The organism is Bradyrhizobium sp. KBS0727 (genome assembly GCF_005937885.2).
Taxonomy (GTDB): domain Bacteria; phylum Pseudomonadota; class Alphaproteobacteria; order Rhizobiales; family Xanthobacteraceae; genus Bradyrhizobium.
This window is the reverse complement of the sequence record NZ_CP042176.1, coordinates 6742100-6765500: the sequence shown is the minus strand read 5'-3', so window position 1 is coordinate 6765500 and position 23401 is coordinate 6742100. Positions and strand designations below refer to the sequence as shown.

The 23401-nt window shown below is 60.0% G+C and carries 19 protein-coding genes; 12 read left to right on the top strand and 7 right to left on the bottom strand.

Annotated features, from left to right (window positions below):
* Window positions 1-25 precede the first annotated feature (25 nt).
* Window positions 26-955, top strand: coding sequence for a LysR substrate-binding domain-containing protein (locus FFI89_RS31695; RefSeq protein ID WP_138831397.1), 930 nt, complete (start codon window positions 26-28; stop codon window positions 953-955).
* Between the two features lie 751 nt (window positions 956-1706).
* Here the strand turns inward: FFI89_RS31695 and FFI89_RS31690 are convergent.
* The 3 genes from FFI89_RS31690 to FFI89_RS31675 form a co-directional block, all read right to left on the bottom strand.
* Window positions 1707-2423, bottom strand: a complete 717-nt coding sequence (locus tag FFI89_RS31690; protein ID WP_138831396.1) for a DUF1614 domain-containing protein — start codon at window positions 2421-2423, stop codon at window positions 1707-1709.
* Window positions 2424-2524: 101 nt separating this feature from the next.
* Window positions 2525-2812, bottom strand: coding sequence for a hypothetical protein (locus tag FFI89_RS31685; protein ID WP_138831395.1), 288 nt, complete (start codon window positions 2810-2812; stop codon window positions 2525-2527).
* 789 nt (window positions 2813-3601) lie between these two features.
* Complete coding sequence (locus FFI89_RS31675) at window positions 3602-4174, bottom strand: nuclear transport factor 2 family protein (RefSeq protein ID WP_168213114.1); 573 nt, start codon at window positions 4172-4174, stop codon at window positions 3602-3604.
* A gap of 820 nt (window positions 4175-4994) precedes the next feature.
* On the opposite strand from FFI89_RS31675, the gene FFI89_RS31670 reads away from it, so the two are divergent.
* The 4 genes from FFI89_RS31670 to fdhA all read left to right on the top strand — a co-directional run bounded on the left by FFI89_RS31670 (window position 4995) and on the right by fdhA (window position 9173).
* Window positions 4995-5489, top strand: a complete 495-nt coding sequence (locus FFI89_RS31670) for a Dps family protein (protein ID WP_138831392.1) — start codon at window positions 4995-4997, stop codon at window positions 5487-5489.
* A gap of 310 nt (window positions 5490-5799) precedes the next feature.
* On the top strand, window positions 5800-6210 hold the full coding sequence (locus FFI89_RS31660) for a hypothetical protein (protein ID WP_168213113.1): 411 nt from the start codon (window positions 5800-5802) through the stop codon (window positions 6208-6210).
* Window positions 6211-6243: 33 nt separating this feature from the next.
* On the top strand, window positions 6244-7638 hold the full coding sequence (locus FFI89_RS31655; protein WP_138831389.1) for an MFS transporter: 1395 nt from the start codon (window positions 6244-6246) through the stop codon (window positions 7636-7638).
* A 326-nt stretch (window positions 7639-7964) separates the two neighbouring features.
* A complete protein-coding gene (gene fdhA, locus FFI89_RS31650) occupies window positions 7965-9173 on the top strand; it encodes a formaldehyde dehydrogenase, glutathione-independent (RefSeq protein ID WP_138831388.1) in 1209 nt (402 codons plus the stop codon).
* A gap of 279 nt (window positions 9174-9452) precedes the next feature.
* Here fdhA and FFI89_RS31645 read toward each other — a convergent pair whose 3' ends face one another.
* Together FFI89_RS31645 and FFI89_RS31640 are read right to left on the bottom strand one after the other, a co-directional pair.
* Window positions 9453-9704 (bottom strand): hypothetical protein, encoded by a 252-nt coding sequence (locus FFI89_RS31645; RefSeq protein ID WP_138831387.1) that lies wholly within the window; start codon window positions 9702-9704, stop codon window positions 9453-9455.
* Between the two features lie 320 nt (window positions 9705-10024).
* The gene (locus FFI89_RS31640; protein WP_138831386.1) at window positions 10025-10255 is read right to left on the bottom strand and encodes a hypothetical protein; all 231 of its coding nucleotides are present in this window, start codon (window positions 10253-10255) and stop codon (window positions 10025-10027) included.
* 363 nt (window positions 10256-10618) lie between these two features.
* On the opposite strand from FFI89_RS31640, the gene FFI89_RS31635 reads away from it, so the two are divergent.
* Genes FFI89_RS31635 through FFI89_RS31625 form a run of 3 tightly spaced genes read left to right on the top strand, consistent with a single transcriptional unit; the run spans window position 10619 to window position 15643 of the window.
* Window positions 10619-11119 carry a DUF305 domain-containing protein gene (locus tag FFI89_RS31635; RefSeq protein ID WP_210249177.1) on the top strand — a complete coding sequence of 167 codons (501 nt, stop codon included), beginning with the start codon at window positions 10619-10621 and terminating at the stop codon, window positions 11117-11119.
* A gap of 49 nt (window positions 11120-11168) precedes the next feature.
* A complete protein-coding gene (locus FFI89_RS31630; protein ID WP_138831385.1) occupies window positions 11169-14351 on the top strand; it encodes an efflux RND transporter permease subunit in 3183 nt (1060 codons plus the stop codon).
* A 5-nt stretch (window positions 14352-14356) separates the two neighbouring features.
* Window positions 14357-15643: an efflux RND transporter periplasmic adaptor subunit gene (locus FFI89_RS31625; protein ID WP_371722543.1), complete on the top strand. Its 1287-nt coding sequence runs from the start codon at window positions 14357-14359 to the stop codon at window positions 15641-15643.
* A gap of 133 nt (window positions 15644-15776) precedes the next feature.
* On the opposite strand, the gene FFI89_RS34750 is transcribed toward FFI89_RS31625, so the two are convergent.
* On the bottom strand, window positions 15777-16577 hold the full coding sequence (locus FFI89_RS34750; protein ID WP_210249048.1) for a hypothetical protein: 801 nt from the start codon (window positions 16575-16577) through the stop codon (window positions 15777-15779).
* Between the two features lie 594 nt (window positions 16578-17171).
* Here FFI89_RS34750 and FFI89_RS31615 point away from each other — a divergent pair.
* From FFI89_RS31615 to FFI89_RS31600, 4 genes are all read left to right on the top strand, one after another.
* On the top strand, window positions 17172-17849 hold the full coding sequence (locus tag FFI89_RS31615; protein ID WP_138835880.1) for a response regulator transcription factor: 678 nt from the start codon (window positions 17172-17174) through the stop codon (window positions 17847-17849).
* 64 nt (window positions 17850-17913) lie between these two features.
* Window positions 17914-19278 carry a HAMP domain-containing sensor histidine kinase gene (locus FFI89_RS31610; RefSeq protein WP_138831384.1) on the top strand — a complete coding sequence of 455 codons (1365 nt, stop codon included), beginning with the start codon at window positions 17914-17916 and terminating at the stop codon, window positions 19276-19278.
* A gap of 561 nt (window positions 19279-19839) precedes the next feature.
* Window positions 19840-20076: a hypothetical protein gene (locus FFI89_RS31605; RefSeq protein WP_138831383.1), complete on the top strand. Its 237-nt coding sequence runs from the start codon at window positions 19840-19842 to the stop codon at window positions 20074-20076.
* A 333-nt stretch (window positions 20077-20409) separates the two neighbouring features.
* Window positions 20410-21888, top strand: a complete 1479-nt coding sequence (locus tag FFI89_RS31600; protein WP_138831382.1) for a cytochrome-c peroxidase — start codon at window positions 20410-20412, stop codon at window positions 21886-21888.
* A 218-nt stretch (window positions 21889-22106) separates the two neighbouring features.
* On the opposite strand, the gene hemA is transcribed toward FFI89_RS31600, so the two are convergent.
* The gene (gene hemA, locus FFI89_RS31595; protein WP_138831381.1) at window positions 22107-23369 is read right to left on the bottom strand and encodes a 5-aminolevulinate synthase; all 1263 of its coding nucleotides are present in this window, start codon (window positions 23367-23369) and stop codon (window positions 22107-22109) included.
* Window positions 23370-23401: the final 32 nt, after the last annotated feature.

Sequence of the window (23401 nt, the reverse complement as noted above, 5' to 3'; positions counted from 1 at the left end):
AATTCATATTGAATTGGATATGACAATGGAGCTCAGACATCTCCGGTATTTCATCGCCGTCGCTGAAGAAGGACATATCACGCGCGCCGCCGAACGCCTCGGGATCCAGCAGCCGCCGCTCAGCCAACGGATCAAGGCGATCGAGCGCGAACTTGACGTTCAGCTCTTTCGCCGCAAGGCGCGCGGTGTCGAGTTGACCGAAGCCGGCCGCGTCTTCCTCGACAATGCGCGCGCGATGCTCGCGCAAAACGAGCGAGCAATCGAATCAACGCGGCGCACGGCGCGAGGCGAGCAGGGCCGGCTTTGCGTGGGCGTTACGCCCACCGGTCCATTTCATCCATTCGTGCCGCGTGTCATCCGCGCGTTCCGGGAGGCCTTCCCGCTGGTGAGCCTGACATTGGAGGAGTGCCTCAGCCCGGAGCTCCTCAAACGGCTCCGAGACGAGCAGATGGACGCAGCTTTTCTACGAACGCCTATGGCCGAGCCGGAGCACCTTGTCATCGACTCCTTGATCGAGGAACCGATGGTGGTGGCGTTGCCCAACGCTCATGCGCTGGCTCAGAACGACGGCGGCGACGCTCTATTGTCATTGAAAGACCTCGCCGGCGAAACCTTCATCGTCTACGCGCGCCAACATGGGCCGGGACTGTATGACGAGACGACCGCGGCATGCCTCAAGGCAGGCTTCCGCCCACGCCTTGGCCAGGAAGCGCCCCGCATCACATCGGCGCTGAGTCTCGTCGCTGCCGGACTTGGCATTTCTGTCGTGCCGGCTTCGATGCAGCGAATGGCGATGGACGGTGTAGCTTACCGTCGGCTCAAGGGCGCCGCGCAACCGAAGGCCGTTTTGACTCTCGCATCGCGCCGCGGCGACCCTTCAGCAGTGGTTCGTAACTTCCTAAGCCTGGTTAGGCGAACTGCGAAAAACTTTCGCGCTACGGAAAAAGCGGCATAACTCGAACGGCTGCGCTCTGATTTGGGCGTACGAAGGGTGACGAAGCTCCAGACGTCGCCGATCAATTTGACGAGGGCAAACTCGCGACCTGACGGCACAATCCTGCTACGGCCGACGCGGCTACGCCGGGCAGTCTTCGCCTCTACGCACCATAAAGTTGAATTGGCCTCCAGGCGAAGCCGCGTAGCGGCGAAGACTGGCTGTGCCAAGGCGAAGCTGCAAAGCAGCGTAGACTGGTGCCCCTGGCCGACAATCGCCTAATACCCTAACTAATTGAATTTGAAATAATTTTCGTCGCCGATTGCTGCCGATACCAACAGAAATACCAACAAGCAGACGGGCGGTATTGGCAGGCAAAAAATAAAAGCAGCAGGCTCCCGGACAGCAGGCGCGCGACCGGAAGCGAACCCAGCCAAAGCTACGATATTTTGCGATTTTCTCTACGACATTCCGCGATGCGGCTCCGGTTCGGGAGCGCAGTTTCGCTCGACAACTGATTGAGCGTCGCGCGCTGCATTGGTGGAGCTTGAACGCGCTGCGGTGTCAGCGGCCGATGTTTTGGCAGCGGAATGATCTCGTTCAGCAATTGAACCCGCCGCGCAAAGTGGCCGTTCTTGAGTCGTCAAAGTTCGTAACCGTTGGAGCGGCGGCCGTCTCCAGTGCGAACGGCACGGCCAAGGCTCGCCAATACAGCGCGCATCGAGCAGCGCGCCTATGTATGCGTTGAGCTGCTATTTTTACGACCGGTCGTCTACGACGCCGGCCATAGCCGCGATGGCGAGGCAAGCCCTGCGAGCAACACCGCCAAAATGCCGGTCAGGAATATGCCGTCAAATGTCCCCGCGCCACCGATGGAAGCGATCGGCGCGCCAAGGCTGCCGATCTTGTCCAGATTGAGAATATCGGCGCCGATCAGCGTTCCCATGGACCCGCCGATATAAGCCAACGGCGCTGCATATTCGCGGGAGAGGACGAGGGCAAGGATCGCCGTGGCAACGACCGGTACAAAGACCGGCACGGCAATGCCGATACCAGCCACTGGCGTCGCCATGGAATGAACTATGAAGGCGATTGCGGCGACGGCGATCGCTGCCCTGGGCCAGAGCCGATAGCGGAGCACAAGATAGGCGGACATCAATGTCGGAATCACCGCGCCGCCGACATTCACCGCCAAAATAGTGCTGGGCGAAACCACGAATGGCACCACATAGCGCATGCCGAAGAAGTTGACGATTTGCCCCGACCTAACCGGCGGACCGGGTAGCACGGTGATCGGAAGATTGAAGTAGCTTCCGATCAATGAACCGAACAGGAGAATGAGGGTAACCCCCGGACCTATCCCGAGCCGCATATAGGCATATCTGAGGATACGGAGTTGGATCAGGATGACCAGCATCAACGCCAGAACGACCAGGATCGAAAAAAATCCCGGAGTCAGCGGCAAGTAGTGAACCTGGGGACCATCCATGAGATCGACGGCTCGGTTTGGCTCGGGGGGACGGCGCTAGGTCTGCTTCACTCAACTCGACGTCCCTCAAGGTGAGTGGGCAACGCCCCAGCGCAGAAGCATCAACATCCGCGACAGATCGAATCTATCATTTTGTCGATCTTCTTGTCTTCAGGGTCGACAGCGGGCTTGATGTCAAGCATGGGGCTGCCCACGCCATCCGAGGCAAGCGCTGTGCCCGCCGAGTTGGTGCCGGGCGCGGCAGCGGTGGTGCCGAAGGCCCCTCCGCCCATCATGGACATAGACGATCCCATGCCATGCGCTCCTCCCATGCCGCCGCCGCGGGCAAACGCCGCAGCGGTTGAAAGGCCAATGCAAAGGGCGACGCAAAGAACGAAAAGCTTTTTCATGTCGGGACCCCTGGTTGGCGCCGGCCGGCAGGCGGATCTGAAGGGATTTCGATTGGGCCGATCCTCGACACTGCCGCGGACGTGATCATCCTCGCTTTGCCGCTATCGTGCGGATCGTTGCCTGGGCGCAAGTCGTTGAGGATACCGGCCGTACCCACGATTGCGACGATCACAGCTATAATCACGGGTATCAAGTCACGGCGTCCGTTTGTTGTTCGAGCGTGAACGTTCATGTTTTGCGCAGTTCGTTACTCGATGCACGCGGAGCTGATGTAGGTTGGCAATCCGCCGGCACCACTAAATTGAATTTTAATCCGTGCGTTTGAAGGGCGGACAGCCAGGCATCAAAGGAATTTTACCAATCGTGAAGTCGTTTCAGCTTGGGAAGGTGGTCGCACGTTCGCACATATCGTCATATCGATGATACCTGGGCAAATGCGATGCGAGCGGCTCTGGCCATAGGCCTTTTGATCACTTTGGGTGCTTCCGTCAACGCCGCGCCGCTGCATCGCTTCCAACCGCGCGAGGGTCACTCACGCCCGGTCCAGCGTGTTACCGGTCCCACGTCGCGATTCGCGGTTCCCGGATGGACCGACGAAGAGACCCGGCAGTGGCTGTACAACGGCAGCGCCGCCTCTCTCTTAGGTTGATGGTCGCCAATCCCGACGGCGTGCGGTGCTGAAGCGAACGTTCCGCAAAAAAATTAGTGTCAGTCGCATTTCGCCCTGGCCCAGACGAATAATATCGGCCCGGTTTTGGATCGGTCGCCGCGATGATCCATCTGGTCGCTTACGTGTGCTTTAGGAAATTGGGGTCGATCAGCATTTCCTGAGGCGTCACTTTACTCATGAATACCGGCCGGAGTGTGTGTGATTTGAATTGCCACACGTCGTCGTTGTTCAATACACACTCATTGATGAAATCTGCCACCATAGGGGGATTTGATTGATGCTTCGACGCACCACCATAGAAAGTTACGATGCCCCGCACAGTCGCGCAACGTTCGCTGCTCGACGCGACATATAGATTGGAGACCAGGTGACGCACGGCTCTCAGGCCGCTAATTCCCAGTTGACGCACCGCCTCCGGGCCGCTTTGGCGAGCACGCCATTCATAAAATGCCCGGATTTGTTCACGCCCTTCAAACCGGTTGTGACCCACTATCTTCACGGCGTCCGGAGTGAAGAATTCATGGGCAGTGCGCCCTTCGTTGACGTCAACGTCGTACCAATATGTCACCTCAAGACGATGAAGAACGTGCCAGAGGAGGAGTTCGTCGTGAGAATTGATTGGCGCTTCCGGCAACCTCTGAAGATTGGTTGCAATTTCGCTGTCTGTCATCCAACGGGCCTTTCGATTCATAGCGGCAATCCACGGCAGCTTTCGCGGATACATCCAGCGACGAGATCAACATCGCGACAACGCCGTTCAGCTCAAGTAAATTCGATTTTAGTATTCGAGCTATGGTCTTCCAATTGCTTTGCCAATCGCCGATGCGTGCGTAGCATGAATTCGCTTTTGGTTGGGGTATGCCTACGCGCCTACTACTCTCGAACCGTGCAATTCAAGCGGCCCTTTTGCATTTGCGGTTCCGGCGCAGCAGCGACAACCGGGCGGGTCAATTCTCGCGCGAACGGCGTCACGTTGATCCCTGACGGGGCGCCTTCCGAATTTGGACTCGGTCCCGCCTGGATCATCCCATCACGGCGCAACGAGACCTCCGAAAACGGAGAGGCGGCCGTACGCTCAAGCAAGGCCTGGAGCTTTGGATGCAGGCCCTCGCCACGCGATGCTGCGAGAATGCCCAATTGGTAGAAAGAGGTCATTGCCGGAAATCCCATACCGCTCTCGTCATTGACAAACGCTCGGCCGACGTAACGTGCAACACCTTGGAGATCAGGCGGAGATAGGGCGTCGGGCGCGCTTGTCGACTAAATACGAATTCATTCTGGATCAGCTGCCGCGATATCTGCCTTCTCGCTGCATGCGCTGACGGTCCCCGGGCCTGCGGAAGCCGCGACCCGCTGGCACACTTCATCCGTTGATCCGCGCAGGGCTAAATTTCTATTTAATTGAAAAGCTCGAGGCCAGGATGGATTTGTAGGTGGTGCGGTGGGCGCGGCAATTCAGACATCCGCGCTGTCTGCTTCCGGTCAAGCCAATCATCGACGAGGTCACGGTTATGTTGGACAGAGCGTCACTCAAGACTCCTGAGACTCTTTCTGAAAAAGCCGCTCATGACGTTTCGCAAGCGTTGCTTCCACTGCTCGCAGACGTGTTTGTGCTGTATCTAAAAACAAAAAACTTTCATTGGCATATGTCTGGTCCGCACTTCCGCGATTATCATTTGATGCTCGACGATCAAGGCCAACAGATTTTGTCGATGACGGACGCCATTGCCGAGCGGGCACGAAAGCTGGGAGGAGGGACCCTTCGTTCCATCGGGCAGATTTCGCGTTTTCAGCGCATCGTGGACAACGATGCTGAATACGTTAAGCCGTTCGACATGATCGTTGAACTCCGGGAAGACAACAAAACACTGACGCGGAACATGCGCGAGGTGCATTCGCTCTGTGACGAGGCAGGGGATGTGGCCACGGCGAGCCTGCTGGAGAACTGGATTGATGAAGCAGAGGGGCGAGCCTGGTTCCTCTTTGAATGCGGCCGGCATGCTTGAGGCCAAGTCGCGAGACGAGCTGCAGAAGCTTGTTCTTGTGGGTACCTCTCGGTTCCGACCTATTGATGGATGCAAGGGGTCGGCTCAACGTCAAATGCGACCCGTTCGTCCGAACTCGAGTCCGAATAAGGAGCGCCAATGAGTGTCAGGAGCGACCGGTCGTCGAGTAAGCGTCCGATCAGGGATCAGGGAAAATCACGTTCCGCGAAGCGGAGAGCGCGAAATACGGATCGGGAACTTGCAGATCAACGACTTGACGAAGCCCTTAGACATACCTTCCCGGCCAGCGACGCGATATCGATCATTCAAAATGTCCGCGGCGGCTAGAGCGAATTCGCTGAACCCGAAACGTGAGAGGATGATTGTGGTTGCTCGTCTCGTCACATGGACGATTCTGCTCGGCTTTCTCGGCCAGTCAACGCCGACGTTTGCCCGCGCGAGTTCCTTCGAGGACAAGACATGGGATGCCGGAAATGTCAGCGTATTGCCGCCGGAAGTCCATAAGACGCTATCGCGAATGTGTGGACCCGACCTGGTGGCTCAGCCGTATTTCGCCGGCTATTTCGCGAACTCGAAAATTCTCGTTTTGCATTTCGGGCGCCTTCGCTGCGGTACCCAGGCCGGCATCTGTACCCAAGGCAGATGCCTGCATCAGGTTTACGGAAGAAAAGGTGGTCAGTACCATCTGCTGAACAGCTATTACGGTCCGGACGACGATTGATGGCTCGCGCATGCTGCATATGGGAGAACTCGCATGTCGGCGGAAACAATTTCGGCGAATGAGCCGGTTGCACTCGATGGTCTGGCTGTGGACCGCCGGAGATGGGCCGCCGCTGCCATCTTCACGGCCCTGGCAATGGCGTCTTTGGACACGGCGATCGCGAACATCGCTCTCCCCGCTGTCGCTGCCGATCTTCATGCCGGCCCCGCCGATGTCATCTGGGTGGTGAACGTCTATCAGATCGCCATGGTCGCAACGCTGTTGCCGCTCGCCGCGTTTGGCGAGGTCATCGGTCACCACCGAATCTATCTCGGGGGTCTTCTGCTGTTCACGCTGGCGTCGGTTCTCTGTGCATGTGCATGGTCGTTGCCCAGCCTGCTGACGGCGCGCACGCTTCAGGGTCTCGGCGCTGGTGGTATCATGAGTGTGAATACGGCATTGGTCCGCTTCGTTTATCCGGGCCGCTTGCAGGGTCGGGGTTTCGGATACAATGCATTAGTCGTCGCGACTGCTTTCACGATCGGCCCGACGATTGCGTCGGGCATTCTCGCGATTGGGCCGTGGACCTGGCTGTTTGCCGTCAACATTCCCTTTGGCGTCGTCGCGATTCTGGTCGGTTTGAAGACATTGCCGCGCACCCCAAGAGCGGCGTACGCCTTCGATTTTGCCGGCGCGCTGATGGCTGCGGGCTGTCTCGGCCTTTTCATTCTCGGTATCGGAAGCGCTGCCCATCACGAGCGGGCTGGGCTCATATCGATCGAGCTTGCCTCCGCCGTACTGCTTGGTTGGGCTCTGATCAGCAGGCAGGCGGAGTCTCCCGCGCCGGTACTGCCGATCGACCTGTTTCGCAGGCCGATCTTCGCTCTGTCCACGGCCACCGCGATCTGCTCCTTTGCAGTCCAGGGCCTGGCTTTTGTCTCCCTGCCATTTTACTTCGAGGACATTCTTGGCCGTTCGCAGGTCGAAACCGGATTTTTCATGACCCCCTGGCCCCTTGTGGTGGCCATCATGGCGCCGATCGCCGGACGTTTATCCGACCGCCATCCCGCCGGAATTCTCGGCGGCCTCGGGCTTGCGTTGCTCAGCCTGGGGATGGTTCTGCTGGCGATGCTTCCGCAGAACCCGCATGTCATGGATATCGCCTGGCGCATGGCCATCTGTGGATGCGGATTTGGCTTTTTTCAGGCGCCGAATATGAAGGCCTTGATGTCCAGCGCGCCGGCCGATCGTGCTGGAAGCGCGAGCGGCACGGTGGCGACGGCGCGCCTGATGGGACAGACGATCGGAGCCGCGCTTGCGGCGCTGTGTTTTGGTCTCGTCGGTCGCGAGGGCGCCACGTTTGCGCTGGCGCTTGGTGCGGTGTTCGCCGTGGTTGGATGCGGAATGAGCGTCCTGCGTCTGGCCGCCAAGCCACAAAGTGGCGGGTAGGCTTCTACTCGGCTCACCGAGCAAGTGAATGAGGCTTCTCTCCGAACTTGGCTTATTGGCCATATCGACTTCGGACACACAAATTCTGCGAATCGAAGTCCAGGACGTTAGTGGTTGCTAACGAGGTGCGACGCATCCGACCAGGCGGGAATGCCGACGAGAATTGGCGCAATCTCGGGCGGGTCGCAGCAAGACGGGGAAAGTCGTTCGGCGGCGCATCGCCAATTCCTTTCAACCGGTTGCTGCCGGCACGGGATGACATCCCTGGATCCGTCCGCAAATCCGCGTTCGGCAAGTCTGGCAGTGAGACCCAGAGGAGATTGCAGATGGCTTCCAATTCCAATCGTGGCGTTGTCTACATCAAGCCCGGCAGCGTCGAGGTTCAGAACATCGACTTTCCGTCTTTCCGCAATCCGGCGGGGAAGGCGATTGACCACGGTGTCATCCTCAGGGTCGTAACGACGAATATCTGCGGTTCCGACCAGCACATGGTCCGGGGCCGCACGACGGCGCCGGCCGGGATGGTCCTCGGACACGAGATCACCGGCGAGGTGATCGAGAAAGGCCGAGACGTCGAGTATCTCAAGGTCGGCGACCTCGTATCGGTGCCTTTCAACGTGGCGTGCGGTCGCTGCCGGACCTGTCGAGAGGGCGACACCGGCGTCTGCCTTCACGTCAACTCCGACCGCGCCGGGGGCGCATTCGGATATGTCGACATGGGTGGATGGATCGGCGGGCAGGCCGAATACGTGATGGTGCCTTACGCAGATTTCAACCTGCTGAAGTTTCCGGACAAGGCGCACGCGATGGAAAAGATCCGTGATCTGACCTGCCTTTCCGATATTCTGCCGACGGGATTTCACGGGGCCGTGACGGCCAAGGTCGGCGTCGGGTCGACGGTGTATGTCGCCGGTGCGGGGCCGGTCGGCCTCGCGGCCGCGGCGTCTGCGCGCATCCTTGGCGCAGCAGCGGTGCTGATCGGCGACATGAACCAGGAGCGACTTGCCCATGCCAGGAGCGTTGGCTTCGAGCCGGTCGACCTCACCAGGCACGATCGCCTGGGCGAACTGGTTGCAGATGTCCTCGGCGTTCCCGAAGTCGACTGCGCGATCGACTGCGTCGGCTTCGAAGCAAAGGCGCAAGGAGCAACCGGACAGTTAATTGAAGCGCCTGCGGTCGTGCTGAACAGCCTGATGGAGATCACCCGCGCAGCCGGCGCGATCGGTATTCCCGGCTTGTATGTCACCGACGATCCGGGCGCAAAGGATCAGGCGGCCAAACAGGGTAACCTCAGCCTGCGCTTCGGTCTCGGCTGGGCAAAGTCCCATTCTCTGCACACCGGCCAGACGCCGGTGCTGAAATACAATCGCCAGCTCATGCAGGCGATACTTTGGGACAGACTGCCCATCGCCAAGATCGTCAATGTTAAGGTGATCGATCTCGAGCAGGCGCCGGAAGGTTACAAATCATTCGACGCCGGCATCGCAAGCAAATTCGTCATCGATCCGCATGGACAACTCGCCAAAGCGGCCTGATCGTGTCGCCGATACTCCCCCGCAGCAAACGGCACCGTGGACGCCGGAAGCGTCCACGGCGCCGACTCTACGGAACGACTTTCCTCAGAAATTGAGATGAGAGCGCCGAAATAGGACCTATTCGGCAAGCGTCCCGGAGGCTCTTTCCCACCTGGCCATTTTTCATTGCTACGACAATTGAGCTAAGCGATCCGCGATGGACGCGGTCAACGTTACTTCGGCGTCTCAGCCTCTCTTTCAACCCTCACGTCTCTCTCCATTTCGAGGCACGTCTGCAGTTCAACATAACTGGGGGTACTGTCGATGTTGGTTTCCCCGTTGCACTGGATTATGGCGCCGGGGACTGAATTGCATCCATTCCGCCTGAAGTTGTTTGCGCGCTTGTGCCTCATCGTCCGTGCATCGCTGTTGCATTTCCTTTGTGTCGCCTTCGTCCCGGCACTCCCGCGCGATATCGAATTGCGGAACGGCGTTGGCGCCAGCGATGGGGTGCAGGGAAGCCAGGATAACGATCGGCAGGTGGATCAGCATGGTTGTTCTCCAGGGGGCTACAGGATGTCGTTCGGTCTGCCGCGCCAGCTGGCGAGCAGCAATGACCTGCGTCGAGACCAGCGTCGAAAGTCTTGCGCAGCCGTGATGCGTTGATTGCGCGTAAAGCTCAAGCGCTCCGACGTGTTCGGTTCTCGAAAGGCATGATTGGACACGAGAAAGAAAGCAGGGCTGACAGAACTTCAATGCCAGTCCGACCTCTTCGAGTGCGGTAACGTAAGCGCCCAGTCCGGACCGCTATCGATCCGGATCTGTTACTTGGCACCAGCGAAATTGCCAGGCCGGTCGTTGATCCGGACGGATCAGTTAACCGACGTCGGTTCGCAGGGGGCACCGTTATCCCAGGGCTGCGTGGCAAATGCGCCGACGGCCGGAGCCGGGATGCAGGCACGACCGTCAACATAGGTCGCGCCGGACGTGGTGGTCGCATTAGCCTGGTGCCGCGAAGCGGCGCTGCTCTCGCGAGCCATGGCAGGAGCTGCGAGCGTGGCTGCGGTCATCAGCGCGGCCGACAGAAGTTTCAGCTTGGTCATTCGATTTCTCCGTTGGATATGAAAAGCCAATAACGTTTGGCTTCGCTATAGGAGATGGAGCCGCGGTCGACCGATCAAAGTAACAATAACTCACCTCGTTTCAACGTGGCGTGAGATAGGTGCGTTGTGTGACGGCAAGAGACCAGCTTGGAATTCTAAATCGGTTTTTAATTGAGAACGTGTTGATCCGAGACCATTGTTCAAACTGGCGTCCGGCCGTGTTGCGTTGCCGGAAGTCTCGTTGGGGGCGCCCCTCCAAAGACGATGCCTGGGAAACTCAAAAGCGTGGCCGTGGAAAAAGTCGACGCACGCAACACTTGGCTGTGTCCGGAGGTAAAGATGGTTCTGTTCTCGCGATCCTTTATGCGCAAGCGCATCATCTCGCTGGCAACCACGGCGTCGGTCGCAGCGACATCGTTCGCCCTTGCGGACGATCCGGCGAAGAGGGATCACCTCGGTAGGCCCATGCCCATCCAGTATGTGGCGGACTGGGCCAATCATTCAGAGGAGCAGCCGTTCCTTTCGGAGAACGTCGCCGCCATGAACAGGATGATGGCGGACATGACGGTCAAGCCGACTGGCGACGTCGATAGGGATTTCGTCGCAATGATGGTGCCGCACCATCAAGGCGCCGTCGACATGGCGAAGGCAGAATTGAAATACGGACATAACGCGCAGCTTCGTCAGCTGGCGCAGGAGATCGTTGCGGCACAGCAGAAGGAGATCAAGGCAATGCGGAACGCCGTGGGTGAACGGCTGTCGTCCGGGAGGCAATCGACGGAGCAGCCCGGCGTGCAGCTGTCACCGCAACCGTCTCCGATGGGTGGCTCGGCCGTTCCTGGCGGGATGAAGATGTCGCAATAGCGGCGTGGGCAGCGGGCCGTTTGCCCGGACTTTATTGCAAGGATAAATCATGGGCATTGTTCGTTTTGCGCTGAGGTTTCCGCACACGTTCTACGTGGTCGCAGTGCTGATCCTGTTTCTCGGCGTGGCCGCGATCCGATCGATGCCGACGGATATCTTTCCGGAAATTCGCATCCCGGTGGTGACTGTCATATGGCAATACACCGGCCTCACCACGCCGGAAATGGAGCAGCGCGTCAGCACCTACAGCCAGTATTCCATCAGCGCGAACGTCAACGGCATCAAGAACATGGAAGTGCAGACCCTCAATGGTCTGTCGATCCAGAAGCTCTACTTCCAGCCCGACGTCAATCTCGACCTCGCTATCGCGCAAATCGTGTCTGCGACGAATTCGATTCGCGCGCTGATGCCGCCCGGGATCGAGCCGCCGATCGTGGTGCAGTTCAATGCGTCGAGCGTTCCCGTGTTGCAGCTCAGCCTCAATTCTGACAGCCTGAGCGAGCAGCAGCTCTACGACTTCGGCATCTACCGCGTTCGCCAGGAACTGGCACCGGTTCCCGGCGTCACGCTGCCGACGCCGGCAGGTGGAAAGTATCGGCAGATCATGGTCGATATCGACCCGGACAAGCTGCTGTCCCGGGGGCTAACGCCGCTCGACATCGTGAATGCGGTCAATACCCAGAACCTGACGCTGCCGTCGGGAACCGCGAAGATCGGAGAAACCCAATACACGGTGCGAACCAACGCGACACCGGCATCGATCGACGATCTCAACCAAATGCCGGTTAAGTTCGTCAACGGCGCCACCATCTTGTTGAAGGACGTGGCACAAGTACGCGACGGATCGCTGGTGCAGCAGAACATCGTGCGCGAGGACGGCCACCGTTCGGTTTTGCTCAGCGTCATCAAGAACGGCAACGCATCCACTCTGGCGGTCGTCGGCGGCGTCAAGAGAGTGCTGGACGCGACCCGCGCCGCCTTGCCTGCCGGACTCAAGATCACCCAGTTGTTCGATCAGTCGGTATTCGTGACGAACTCGGTGACCGGCGTGCTGCGGGAAGGCGCCATCGCGGCGGGCCTTACCGCGTTGATGATCCTCGTATTCCTCGGCTCCTGGCGATCGACCCTGGTGGTAATGATTTCAATTCCGCTGGCGATTCTGTCGTCGCTCGTGGTGCTGTATTTTCTCGGCGAGACCTTGAATACCATGACCTTGGGCGGTCTTGCGCTGGCGGTCGGCATCCTGGTTGACGATTCGACCGTGACCATCGAGAACACCCACCGTCTGTGGACCGAAGAAGGCATGCCGCTTTCCGAGGCGACCCTGCACGGCGCTGCCGAGATCGCGGTGCCGACGCTGGTTTCGACGCTAGCCATCAGCTGCGTGTTTACGTCGGTGATATTTCTCGACGGACCGGCGAAATACCTGTTCACTCCGCTTGGCCTCGCTGTCGTGTTTGCGATGCTTGCTTCATACGGTTTGTCGCGGACCCTGACGCCGATTACGATCGGCTTGCTGCTCAAGGGCGAGCGTCGTCACGGAGGCGGCGGCGCGCCGGCAGGTTTGTTCTCCCGCATGTCCGTCGCATTCGAGCGCGGCTTCGAGCGGCTGCGCGGTGGTTATATGGACCTGCTTGCCCTCTTGCTTCGCCGGCGGGTCATCGTACCTGTTGTCGCCGTTGTAATACTCGGCCTCGGCGCCACGATGCTCGTTTTCGTCGGGCGGGATTTCTTCCCGCTGATCGACGGCGGCCAGATCCAGCTTCACGTTCGTGCGCCCGCCGGGACCCGCATCGAAAGCACCGAAGCGATATTCCAGCAGGTCGAGGACAAGATCCGCGAAGTCATTCCAGAAAAGGACCGCGAACTCATTATCGACAATATCGGATTGCCGGCGCGGGCCTACAATCTGGCATTCGCGGACGGTTCCACGATCGGAATCAATGACGGCGTCATCCAGGTCCAGCTCAAGGACGGCCACAAGCCGACCGCCGAATATGTCAAGAAATTGCGTCAGTTACTGCCCGCCGCGTTTCCCGAGAGCACGTTCTATTTCCAGGCGGCCGACATCGTGACGCAGATTCTGAACTTCGGGTTGCCCGCGCAGATCGACGTCCGGACGGTGGGCACGGGACCGAACAACCTTTCGGTTGCAAAGGAGCTTCGGCAGCGCCTCGCAGCGATCCCCGGTATCGTCGACGCGCATCTACAGCAGGAAGTCGACGGTCCGGCGTTCTACGCCCAGATCGATCGGACCCGGGCCGCTCAGCTTGGCCTCAATGCCAGCACGATAGCTACCAACATCAATGTCAGCCTGAGTTCGTCGGTACAGGTGTCACCCAATTTCTGGACCGATCCGACGTCGGGAATTCCGTATTACCTGGCTGTGCAGACGCCGGAACGCCTGGTCAACTCGCTGAATGCGCTCGGAAACACACCGGTCTCCACTTCGCTCGCGGTCAGCGGACAAATCGTCCAGGGAATGCTCAGCAATGTCGCGACGTTCAAACGCGACAAGGTCGCCACCAACTCGAACCAGACCAATGTCCAGCCGGTGTTTGACGTTTATGCCAGCGTGCAGGGCCGAGATCTCGGCAGTGTCGCGGCCGAGATCAACAAGGTCACGACGGAACTGCAGCAAAAGCTGAAAGCTGGCAATTCAATTCAGGTGGTCGGACAGATCGAGAGCATGAACGGCGCGTTCCGGGATCTGGGAATCGGGCTGCTGTTTGCGGCGGTCTTCGTCTATTTGCTGATGGTGGTGAACTACCAGACCTTTGGCGACCCGTTTGTTGTGATCCTGGCTCTGCCAGTGACGCTCTGCGGTATTGTCACGATGCTGTTCATCACCGGCACTACGCTGAACGTGCCGTCGCTGATGGGGGCGATCATGGCGGTCGGCGTCGCTTCGGCGAACTCGATTCTGCTCGTGACCTTCGCGCGCGAACAGCAGTTGAAGGGGCACTCTGCTCTTGAGGCGGCGCTGAGCGCTGGCCGCACCCGGATTCGTCCGGTGCTGATGACGGCGGCCGCGATGATCGTCGGTATGGTCCCGATGGCGATCGGCGGCGCTGGCGAGGAACAGAATGCCGCGCTGGCGCGCGCCGTCATCGGCGGCCTCCTGTTCGCGACGCCGACGACGCTACTGATCGTGCCTTACCTGTTCGCCATGCTGCGCAAGGGCAACGACGGAAAGCCTCACCATGGCGTATTCGAGGAGGTTCAGCAGTGACCGAGATCCATGCAACCCCGAAAGGCGAAAGTGTCGAAGTCCAGCCGGATCTGGAGCCCGATCGCGACGTTGCGCTCCCCAATCCAGGTCACAAGCGGCGACGTCGTAATGGAACAACACTGTTCGGCATGAGCGCGCTGCTACTGCTGGTCGGCGGGCTTGGAGTGGGAGGCTGGCGCCACCACCAGGCTAACCTCGAGGTCGCGACCATCGCGCAACAGAACAGGAAATTGGTCCCTGAGGTTCGCGTCGCTGCGGTCCGCGCGAGCGACAGAAAAATTACCGTCAGCTTGCCAGCGACCACGACGGCCTTTGAGGCGGCGAATATCTTTGCGCGCACCAACGGCTACATCGAAAAGCGCTACGTCGACATTGGTGATCGGGTCAAGGCGGGGACCCTGCTGGTGAATATCACTGCGCCTGAACTCGACCATCAGATCACACAGGCCAAGGCGACGCTCACCCAGAATCAGGCGACACTGCAGCAAACGCAGGCAAGCCGTGAGCTCGCGGAGGTCACCAATGGGCGTGACAGTAAGCTGGTCAAACAGGGTTGGCTTACGCTTCAGCAGGGCGACAATGATCGCCTGACTTTGCAGGCGCAGCAAGCAGCGGTTGGAGTGGCTCAGTCCAATATCGCCGCTCAGGAAGCCCAGATTCGAATCCTTGAGCAGGAGAAGGCGTACCAGCGCGTCGTAGCGCCGTTCGATGGCGTAATCACCCAGCGCAACATCGACAACGGCAGTCTGGTGACGTCCGGATCGACCTTCATGTTCACGCTGATGCACGCTGACGTGATCCGCACCCAGGTGTTCGTTCCCCAGGATGAGGCCTTTGGGGTGGGGCCCGGCGTCGAGGCGGCAATCCGCGTCCCGGAGATTCCGGATCGTACCTTTCCCGGCAAGGTCACGCGAATAGCGACCGCGTTGCAGCCCGGGAGCCGAACGTTGTTGACCGAGATCGACGTCCCCAATCCGGACGGTGCGCTAAGTCCGGGAATCTATTGTACGGTCGAGTTGTTCATCCCGCGTAAAACGCCATCGATGATCATCCCGGCTGACGCGGTTGTATTCGATCAGAACGGGCTGCACGTCGCGGTCGTCGAAAACGGCATCGCCCGTCTGCAGAAGATCACGATCGCGCGTGACTTCGGTCAGGAAGTCGAAGTGCATGACGGAGTCAGGCCGGGCGATCAGGTTATTCTCAATCCCATGATCGGCCTGGCTGACGGCAGCAGGGTCGCGGTTCACAAATCGCAGACGACAAGTCAGATCAGTTCGGCGGAGGAATGACGATGCAGCGCTTGCTGTTGGCAACCGCGATGCTGCTGTTGGGCGCTCATGCCTGCCTGGCACAAGTCTCCACCATGGGGACTACCGCCATGGGCCTTCCGTCAACGCCGGCAACGATTGTGACCTCGCCCCTCTACGGTCCCAGTCCATTCTCGGCGACAACCCAGTCGGGCGCTCCCGACACGACGCTAGCTCCGGTGCCGCTGGCTTCCGACCCCACAACGCCGGGGACGGTCGTAAGCTGTTCCACACCGACAGGGCAAATCACGCCGGGAACTCCGACAGTGACCGCTGTTTCCACGACTCCTTTCACGTCAGCAGCGGGCACCACCATGGGAACGACGCCATCGATCTTCACGACACCGACAACAACAGCACTGCCGCCAATTGCGGTTGCACCGTTTATATTCTCCCAACAGCCGGTAACCTCCGCCCTGAGTGTCATTGCCGGCTCGACCATCCCGGCGCCGCCCCCTCCTGCATTGCCACCTCTGCCGTCGCCTTCGATTGCGCCAGTGCCCGTACCGGTCCTATCCGCGGTACCGGGCACGGTCTCCACGTCGATGGCGGGCATCGCAGCCACGATGACGTCATCGACCATGATGATGCCGTCGACCCCGCTGGGGACCATTCCCACGTCAGTCGTCGGCAGCACGACCGGAACTATTTCGCCAATTACCCCGCTTGGCAGCTCATCAACCACCGTATGCAGCTCCACGCCGGGAGGCCCACCGACGAATGGCGCGGCGTTGCCGCTCTCGACGCAACAAATTCCGATGAGCCCGTCCCCCGGCACGATCCAGCCGGACATACCGCAGCTTGTCGTCACCAGTCTCGATCCGACGACGACCGTGATGCCGACCCCGAACACGTCCGCATGCGCCGAGAGCATGACAATGAATTTTGCGACGCCCGGTACGATGACGCCGGCCAACGCAACAGGCGCCACGGCGACGCCGGGTGTAATGCCGCCGGGCTGCTGACTAGAGCTGGATGAGACCAGGTTGGGCCGTGACGACGGCTATTTTGTTCTCGTGCGCCCGGACGCAACGCAGCACGGGGGCTCAGTCTACTTTGCATGGGGTTGTTTTCACGATTTTCGTCCGAGCACCGGCGGTGCATCAGAAGTGCGTCTTCGCACGCCAGTCATCGCGGAACACAGTTCCGGCTGTTGGTTAGCTGCATGCAAATCGGTACCGTGCGGGATGTCGCAAGCAGCGCCTCGAGTTACGGCAATTCTAAAATGGAATTTATAAAATGCTATTTAATGGTGCAGCTCAGTGATCCGACCTAGTTTGTTGTTGAGCGGTCCCACCGCGCTTGCCCCCTCAGGCGGCGGCAGATGGCGACTGAGCGGACGGTGAGACCACCTTTGCCCCGAAAGGCGGGCGGCGCTGTCCGGCTCTCACAGGAAAAACCCATGGCAGTTCAGGTCGTTGACATGACAATGGTCTCGGGCAAGCGTGCAGTCGTGGGAGCAGGAACCTCAAGCCCTGCGGATGTCTTCGCCGAAGCCGGGAATCGATTGATGACAAAAGTGCTGCTGATCGAAGATGACAACGAAACGGCTGAGGAAATTACCGCTGAGCTGGCCGATCGCGGTTTTGAAGTCGAGTGGTCGGCCAATGGCATAGATGGTCTTGACAAGGCACGGTCATCGCGGCCCGACGCCATGATCGTCGATCGGCTGTTGCCCGGAATGGATGGCCTTACGGTCGTCGAGACACTCCGGAAGGACCAGGTGCGCACCCCGGTGCTGGTGCTCAGTGCACTCGGCGCAGTGGATGATCGTGTGCGCGGATTACGCATGGGTGGCGATGACTATCTCACCAAACCGTTTGCGCTGGTGGAGCTTATTGCCAGGGTGGAGGCGTTGCTGCGCCGGCCGGCGGAATCGCGCGAGACGACGTTGCGGGCAGGGCCGCTGGAACTGGACCTGATCGAGCGCACGGCCAAACGCGGCGATCGCGTGATTGATCTTTTGCCGCGCGAGTTTCGCCTGCTCGAATATATGATGCAACGTAGCGACCAGTTGCTGACGCGGGCCATGCTTCTGGAGGAGGTCTGGAACTATAAATTCGTTCCGGCGACGAACCTGGTGGACGTGCATATGGGGCGGCTGCGTCACAAGGTGGATGGACCGGGCGAAGTTCCCATGATCCACAACGTTCGCGGCGCCGGCTTCATCCTTCGCACCGGACCCTAGAGTCATTCGCCGGGGCGTCGCGCTGCCACGGGCATCAAACAGAAGATCCAGGCGGCGATATCCGATGCGTCAGGCGCAAATCATACGTTCGAACACCTTTCACCGGGCGCTGGCGGTGACCGGCGTATTCGCGGTTTTCGTCATCGTGCTCTTTGGCTTCATTTACTGGCAGACTGATCAATATCTCATCGCGCGATCTGACAGAATGATTGCCAGGCAACTCGACGTTATCGCTGCTTTGCCCGGCGAACGGCGGCTGGATGCGATCGAAGAGCATCTCAGGCAGGATTCCCGCGGCGTTCAGTATGCTGGACTGTTTGGGGCCGATGGCCGCAGGATAGCGGGCAATCTGGAGCTGTTCCCACCAGAGCTCAAGCTGGATGATGCCGTCCAGGGCCTCTCGGTTGTCCGGATGCTGCCTGCCGGTCGAGAGACCCACGTGATCCGTGCGATCGCCCGGCGAATGCCGAATGGCGATGTTCTGGCGATCGGACGAGAGGTCGACGAAACCAGGGAGATTTCCCACGTCGTCGGTCAGGCGCTTGCGCTGGGTCTGTTGCCGGCGTTTTGCCTGTGCCTGCTGGCTGGTGCGTGGTTGAGCATGCGGGCCCAGGAGCGCGTCGAAGATGTAAACCAGCGGGTACAGCGCATCATCGCGGGTGATCTGCGCGAGCGGCTTCCGCATCGTGACCTCGACGACCCGTTTTCGAAGCTCGCCGTCATCGTGAATGGCATGCTTGATGAAATGGAAACGATGATCCACGCGCTCGCCGGCGTCGGCAACGACATCGCCCACGATTTGCGAACGCCGCTGACGCGGGCGCGGCTCGCTCTCGAACGCGGCCGCACTAACGCAACGACGCTGGAACAGCTCCAGGCGGTCGCGGACAAGGCGGTCGCAAACATCGATCAGTCGCTGACCATCATCACGGCGCTGTTGCGCCTCGCCGCAATCGAAAACAGCCGGAGGTCGGCGGCCTTTGGTGATGTCCCGCTGCACGAAATGCTGCGCGAGGTTTGCGATATCTACGAACCGATTGCCGAAAACAAAAACATCAACTTGCGAGTCGAGGTGGGACGCCGGCTTAACGTGCGCGGCGACCGCGATCTCTTGCTCGAGGCGGTCGCCAATCTCGTCGACAATGCCATCAAGTTTACGCCCGAAGGCGGCAAGGTGGACATCCAGCTATTGCGTGGCGATCACGAAACCATCGTACGCGTGACCGATACCGGCCCCGGCATCAGTGAGCAGGAGCGCGAGGCCGTACTGCGGCGCTTCTACCGCTCCGACAAGATCCGGAGTACGCCGGGCGTCGGCCTTGGCCTGAATCTGGTGGCCGCGATCGTAAAGCTGCACGGCTTTCGTCTCGCGATCCACTCCGGCCAGGGCGGCCGCTTGGAGATTATTTGTCCCGACGTGCAAGAGTGAAAAGCGCGGCCTCGGCCCGCCGAGCGGCGGACGAACTGCGGTCGCCTTCTTGCAACCCGAAAGGATGAAACCGTATTTAATGGAAGCCGCCATCGGTTCGTCCATATGAGAATGATCAGCTTGCACGGTGGTCACCGGCACGTGCGTGGTTGAATCACACTTGTAATTGCGTTCAAGTTCGATGGAGTAATCCATGCGCCAACTCTTCTCTTCGCACTGGCTCTCGGGACCACGCTCACGGTTTCGGGCAGTGCCGCTGTCTTCGCTCAGTCAATCGCTGTCACGTCGACCGGAGTACCCAGCGCGCCGATCGGCCATTTGCAGCCGCGAGCACAGCAGTTTTCTTCCCACTCCGCAGCGGAACAAGCCGAGCAAGAGCAGATGTCGATTTTCGATGCCGAGCAGCAGAAGCTGGATGAGGAACTCGACAAACGCTTGAACATCTGCCGGTGCTAATGCCGGTTGAAGGCCGGATTAAAGACGAATTTAATGGGATGATCGAGGTGGGCCTCTTATCTAACACGTCAAGGCGACTTAACGATCTTCACGAAGGACACAACTATGAAACTCACGGCAATCGCATTAGCCACGGCGTTCGCCCTCTCAGGGACGGCCGCCTTTGCAAACACAGTTCATCATAAAGCGGCCGTGAGAGCCGATCGCGGTGCCGTCGGCATGGTCCAGCTGCATCCGAACTACGGCAACCCGAACGGCAATCCAGACGGTCCGACCACGCTGAGCGGCACCGGAGACTCTTCGTTCGGGGGCTCGTCGGCCGGTACCAGCGGCTACAACTGAGAAAGCCCACCATACTTGCGCGGAGCCGAGTTGCCCACGCACTGTTGCCGGGAACGGTGACCGCCTTGTGAAGGTGAAGCTGCGTCGGCTGCTTCACCTTTGCAACCTAAGGGAGGAAAACAGGGCTTGTTCTGCCTGACTTGCGTCACGTTCCTTATCGCTCGCGAGGGATTGGCCATCCCAGCAGCGGCAAGTGCTGGAAACCGTATTGCCAATTTGAGGAAATCCTAAAACCGAATTTAGTGTTGCTCAGGGGCGCACCGTCTTCAAGCAGTGGGGCCACGGTGCTATGTTGCGCACCGCCGCTTGGCGCTGGCTCGCGGAGGATCCGGAGTGAAGACACAGCATACGCTTTTGCCGATCGCCGCGGCCATATTCGTCTCTATGCTGGGTGTGGTGGCGACGAACGCGGAGGAGACCAGCTCACAGCTCTCGCCTCAGGTGCTGCAGGAAATTGCGCAGGTCGAGGCCGAGATTGACCGCATCGAAGCGCAGGCGGTCGAGCGGCTCGCAGCGCCGCCGGATAATCAGATCCAGCAAACCGAGTTGCTCGGCAAGTTGATGCTGTATGACAAGAATTTGTCAGTATACCGCAACGAGGCTTGCGCTTTCTGTCACATGCCCGAAACGGGCTTTACCGGCCCCGTGTCGGAGCTGAACCGCACGACCGGCTCTTATCCGGGGTCGGTGCGCACGCGATTCAGCGATCGCAAGCCGCAATCGCACGCCTATGCGCCGCTCTCGCCCGTGTTGCATTACAATCCCGGACAAGGCGACCTCGTCGGCGGCAATTTCTGGGACATGCGCGCGACAGGACGCCGATTGGGCAACCCGGCCGCCGAACAGGCGCAGGGTCCGCCGACCAATCCCGTGGAGATGGGTCTGCCTGATATCGCCTGCGCGGTTTATCGCGCCTCGCAGCGACCCTATCGCGCCTTGTTTGAGAGCATGTGGGGGCCGCAGGCCTTTGCGATTGCATGGCCGACCGATGTGGAGCAGGTCTGCGACCGGCCCGGGCCGCCGACCTCCCGCGAGGCATTGCCGGTTCATCTGAGCCCGGTTGATCGCGGCCGGGTCGGCACCACCTTCGATCAGATGGCGCAATCCATCGCCGGCTATGAGGCGTCGGCCGAGGTGACGTCGTTCACCTCCAAGTTCGACGCGGTGCTCGCAAAAAAAGCGCAGTTCACGGCGCAGGAGAAGGCGGGATACGATCTGTTTCGCGGCAAGGGGCGCTGCAACGAGTGTCATCGTGACGGCGGACCCGGCGAAGACCCGTTGTTCACCGACTTCACCGCCAGCAACATCGGTACTCCGGCCAACCCGAGGCTTCCTTACTACAAGGAAGATCGGCCCGACGCTTTGGGTTATGCCGCCAACCCGCAAGGGGCGTCATTTGTCGATGGCGGCGTCGGCACCTTTCTCAAGCAAGGGCATCTGCTGAGCCAACCCTCCGCGGTGGACCAACGATGGCTGAAGCTCGCGCCCGACAACCAGGCGCGAATACAGGTGCCGACACTGCGCAATGTCGACAAGCGACCGTATCCAGCCTTCGTCAAGGCGTACGGGCATAATGGATACTTCACCAGCTTGAAAGAGATCGTGCATTTCTACAACACGCGTGACGTCCTGCCCCGATGCAAGCCCGGCGACGCCGGTGAAGGCACGACATGCTGGCCTGCGCCGGAGTCGACCGACAACATGAACACGAGCAAGGTCGGGAATCTCGGGCTGTCTGACGCAGAAGTGGACGCGCTTGTTGCCTTCATGCAAACGCTCACGGACGGGGTTATGCCTGTCGATCGGCGCTAAGCCACTGGTGATGGGGGGCCGTTGTCGGCCAAAAGATCGCAGGCAAACCCGCAAAATGCTCTGAAAGTGGAACCGCTAGTCTCGGCCAACGCACGACGCTCCGCGTCTCGCTGCTGCGTATGGTGACTGACGTGGGCGCCCCTAACCGTCTTGAGAGCAGCAAAGCGCTCGATTTCGCGGTCGAGCCCAAAATTGAAATTGCGATGGCGCGGTCAGGCCTAGCCGCCGGCCGCGATTGTCTGCGCAAGTTGCTCGCCGGGTCGAAAGTCCCTCCCGAGCGGGAGATCGAGCTCCTGCCATACCGCAACCAGCGCGTCAGCCAACTGTCCGATCAGCCGAATGTCATGCGCGGGGGTGGGGGTAATTCGCAGTCGCTCGGTGCCGCGGGGAACGGTCGGATAATTGATCGGCTGGATGTAGATCCCGTGCCGCTCAAGCAGAAGATCGCTCGCCTGCTTGCACAGGTCGGGATCGCCGACCATGACCGGCACGATATGCGTCTCCGTCGCCAGTACGGGCAGGCCGGCCTTTTGCAGCGCCGCCTTGGTCGCGGCTACGGCGGCGCGCTGGCCAGCGCGCTCTGCACCCGATGTCTTGAGATGGGCGATCGAGGCTGTCGCAGCCGCAGCTACCGCAGGAGGCAAGGCCGTGGTAAAAATAAATCCGGGAGCATGGGATCGGACGGCGTCCACGACGGCACTGCTGCCGGCTATGTAACCGCCGAGCGTACCGAAGGCTTTTGCAAGCGTTCCCTCGATCACGTCGATGCGCGCCATCACGCCGTCACGCTCGGCGATGCCGCCGCCGCGTGGCCCGTACATGCCAACGGCATGGACCTCGTCCAGATAGGTCATCGCATTATAGCGCTCTGCGAGATCGCAGATTGCCTCGAGTGGAGCGACGTCGCCGTCCATCGAATAGACGCTCTCGAACACGATCAGCTTCGGGCGGCCGGGCGCCGCGCGCGAGAGCAGTTCCTCGAGGTGCTCAAGATCGTTGTGGCGCCAGATCTGCCGGGCACAGCCGGCAGCACGCACGCCTTCGATCATCGAATTATGGTTGAGTGCATCGGACAAGATCAGGCAATCGGGAAGGAGCCTCGCGATCGTCGCGATGCCCGTATGGTTGGAAACGTAGCCTGATGTGAAAACGAGTGCCGCTTCCTTGCCATGCAGGTCGGCAAGCTCGGCCTCCAGCTGTACCAGCGCCCGATTTGTGCCCGAGATGTTGCGCGTGCCGCCCGCGCCCGCGCCCATCGTGCGCGCGGCAGCGCACATCGCTTCAATTACTTTCGGATGCTGACCCATGCCGAGATAGTCGTTCGAGCACCAGACAACGACATTCCGTGTTCCGCTCGGGCTGTTCCAGAGCGCATGCGGGAACTCTCCCGCTTTGCGCTCCAGATCGGCGAAGATGCGATAGCGGCGCTCACGTTTCAGGGCAGCAATGGCAGATTGAAAACTTCCGACATAGTCGAACATCCCTGGCGATCCCTTGCTGGTTTGGTTGGCAG

What these genes read in the sequence shown, in the direction of transcription:
- FFI89_RS31695 (WP_138831397.1), top strand. Translation starts at nt 26, where the DNA reads ATGGAGCTCAGACATCTCCGGTATTTCATCGCCGTCGCTGAAGAAGGA.
- FFI89_RS31690 (WP_138831396.1), bottom strand. Translation starts at nt 2,423, where the DNA reads ATGGATGGTCCCCAGGTTCACTACTTGCCGCTGACTCCGGGATTTTTT.
- FFI89_RS31685 (WP_138831395.1), bottom strand. Translation starts at nt 2,812, where the DNA reads ATGAAAAAGCTTTTCGTTCTTTGCGTCGCCCTTTGCATTGGCCTTTCA.
- FFI89_RS31675 (WP_168213114.1), bottom strand. Translation starts at nt 4,174, where the DNA reads ATGAATCGAAAGGCCCGTTGGATGACAGACAGCGAAATTGCAACCAAT.
- FFI89_RS31670 (WP_138831392.1), top strand. Translation starts at nt 4,995, where the DNA reads ATGTTGGACAGAGCGTCACTCAAGACTCCTGAGACTCTTTCTGAAAAA.
- FFI89_RS31660 (WP_168213113.1), top strand. Translation starts at nt 5,800, where the DNA reads ATGTCCGCGGCGGCTAGAGCGAATTCGCTGAACCCGAAACGTGAGAGG.
- FFI89_RS31655 (WP_138831389.1), top strand. Translation starts at nt 6,244, where the DNA reads ATGTCGGCGGAAACAATTTCGGCGAATGAGCCGGTTGCACTCGATGGT.
- fdhA (WP_138831388.1), top strand. Translation starts at nt 7,965, where the DNA reads ATGGCTTCCAATTCCAATCGTGGCGTTGTCTACATCAAGCCCGGCAGC.
- FFI89_RS31645 (WP_138831387.1), bottom strand. Translation starts at nt 9,704, where the DNA reads ATGCTGATCCACCTGCCGATCGTTATCCTGGCTTCCCTGCACCCCATC.
- FFI89_RS31640 (WP_138831386.1), bottom strand. Translation starts at nt 10,255, where the DNA reads ATGACCAAGCTGAAACTTCTGTCGGCCGCGCTGATGACCGCAGCCACG.
- FFI89_RS31635 (WP_210249177.1), top strand. Translation starts at nt 10,619, where the DNA reads ATGCGCAAGCGCATCATCTCGCTGGCAACCACGGCGTCGGTCGCAGCG.
- FFI89_RS31630 (WP_138831385.1), top strand. Translation starts at nt 11,169, where the DNA reads ATGGGCATTGTTCGTTTTGCGCTGAGGTTTCCGCACACGTTCTACGTG.
- FFI89_RS31615 (WP_138835880.1), top strand. Translation starts at nt 17,172, where the DNA reads ATGACAAAAGTGCTGCTGATCGAAGATGACAACGAAACGGCTGAGGAA.
- FFI89_RS31610 (WP_138831384.1), top strand. Translation starts at nt 17,914, where the DNA reads ATGCGTCAGGCGCAAATCATACGTTCGAACACCTTTCACCGGGCGCTG.
- FFI89_RS31605 (WP_138831383.1), top strand. Translation starts at nt 19,840, where the DNA reads ATGAAACTCACGGCAATCGCATTAGCCACGGCGTTCGCCCTCTCAGGG.
- hemA (WP_138831381.1), bottom strand. Translation starts at nt 23,369, where the DNA reads ATGTTCGACTATGTCGGAAGTTTTCAATCTGCCATTGCTGCCCTGAAA.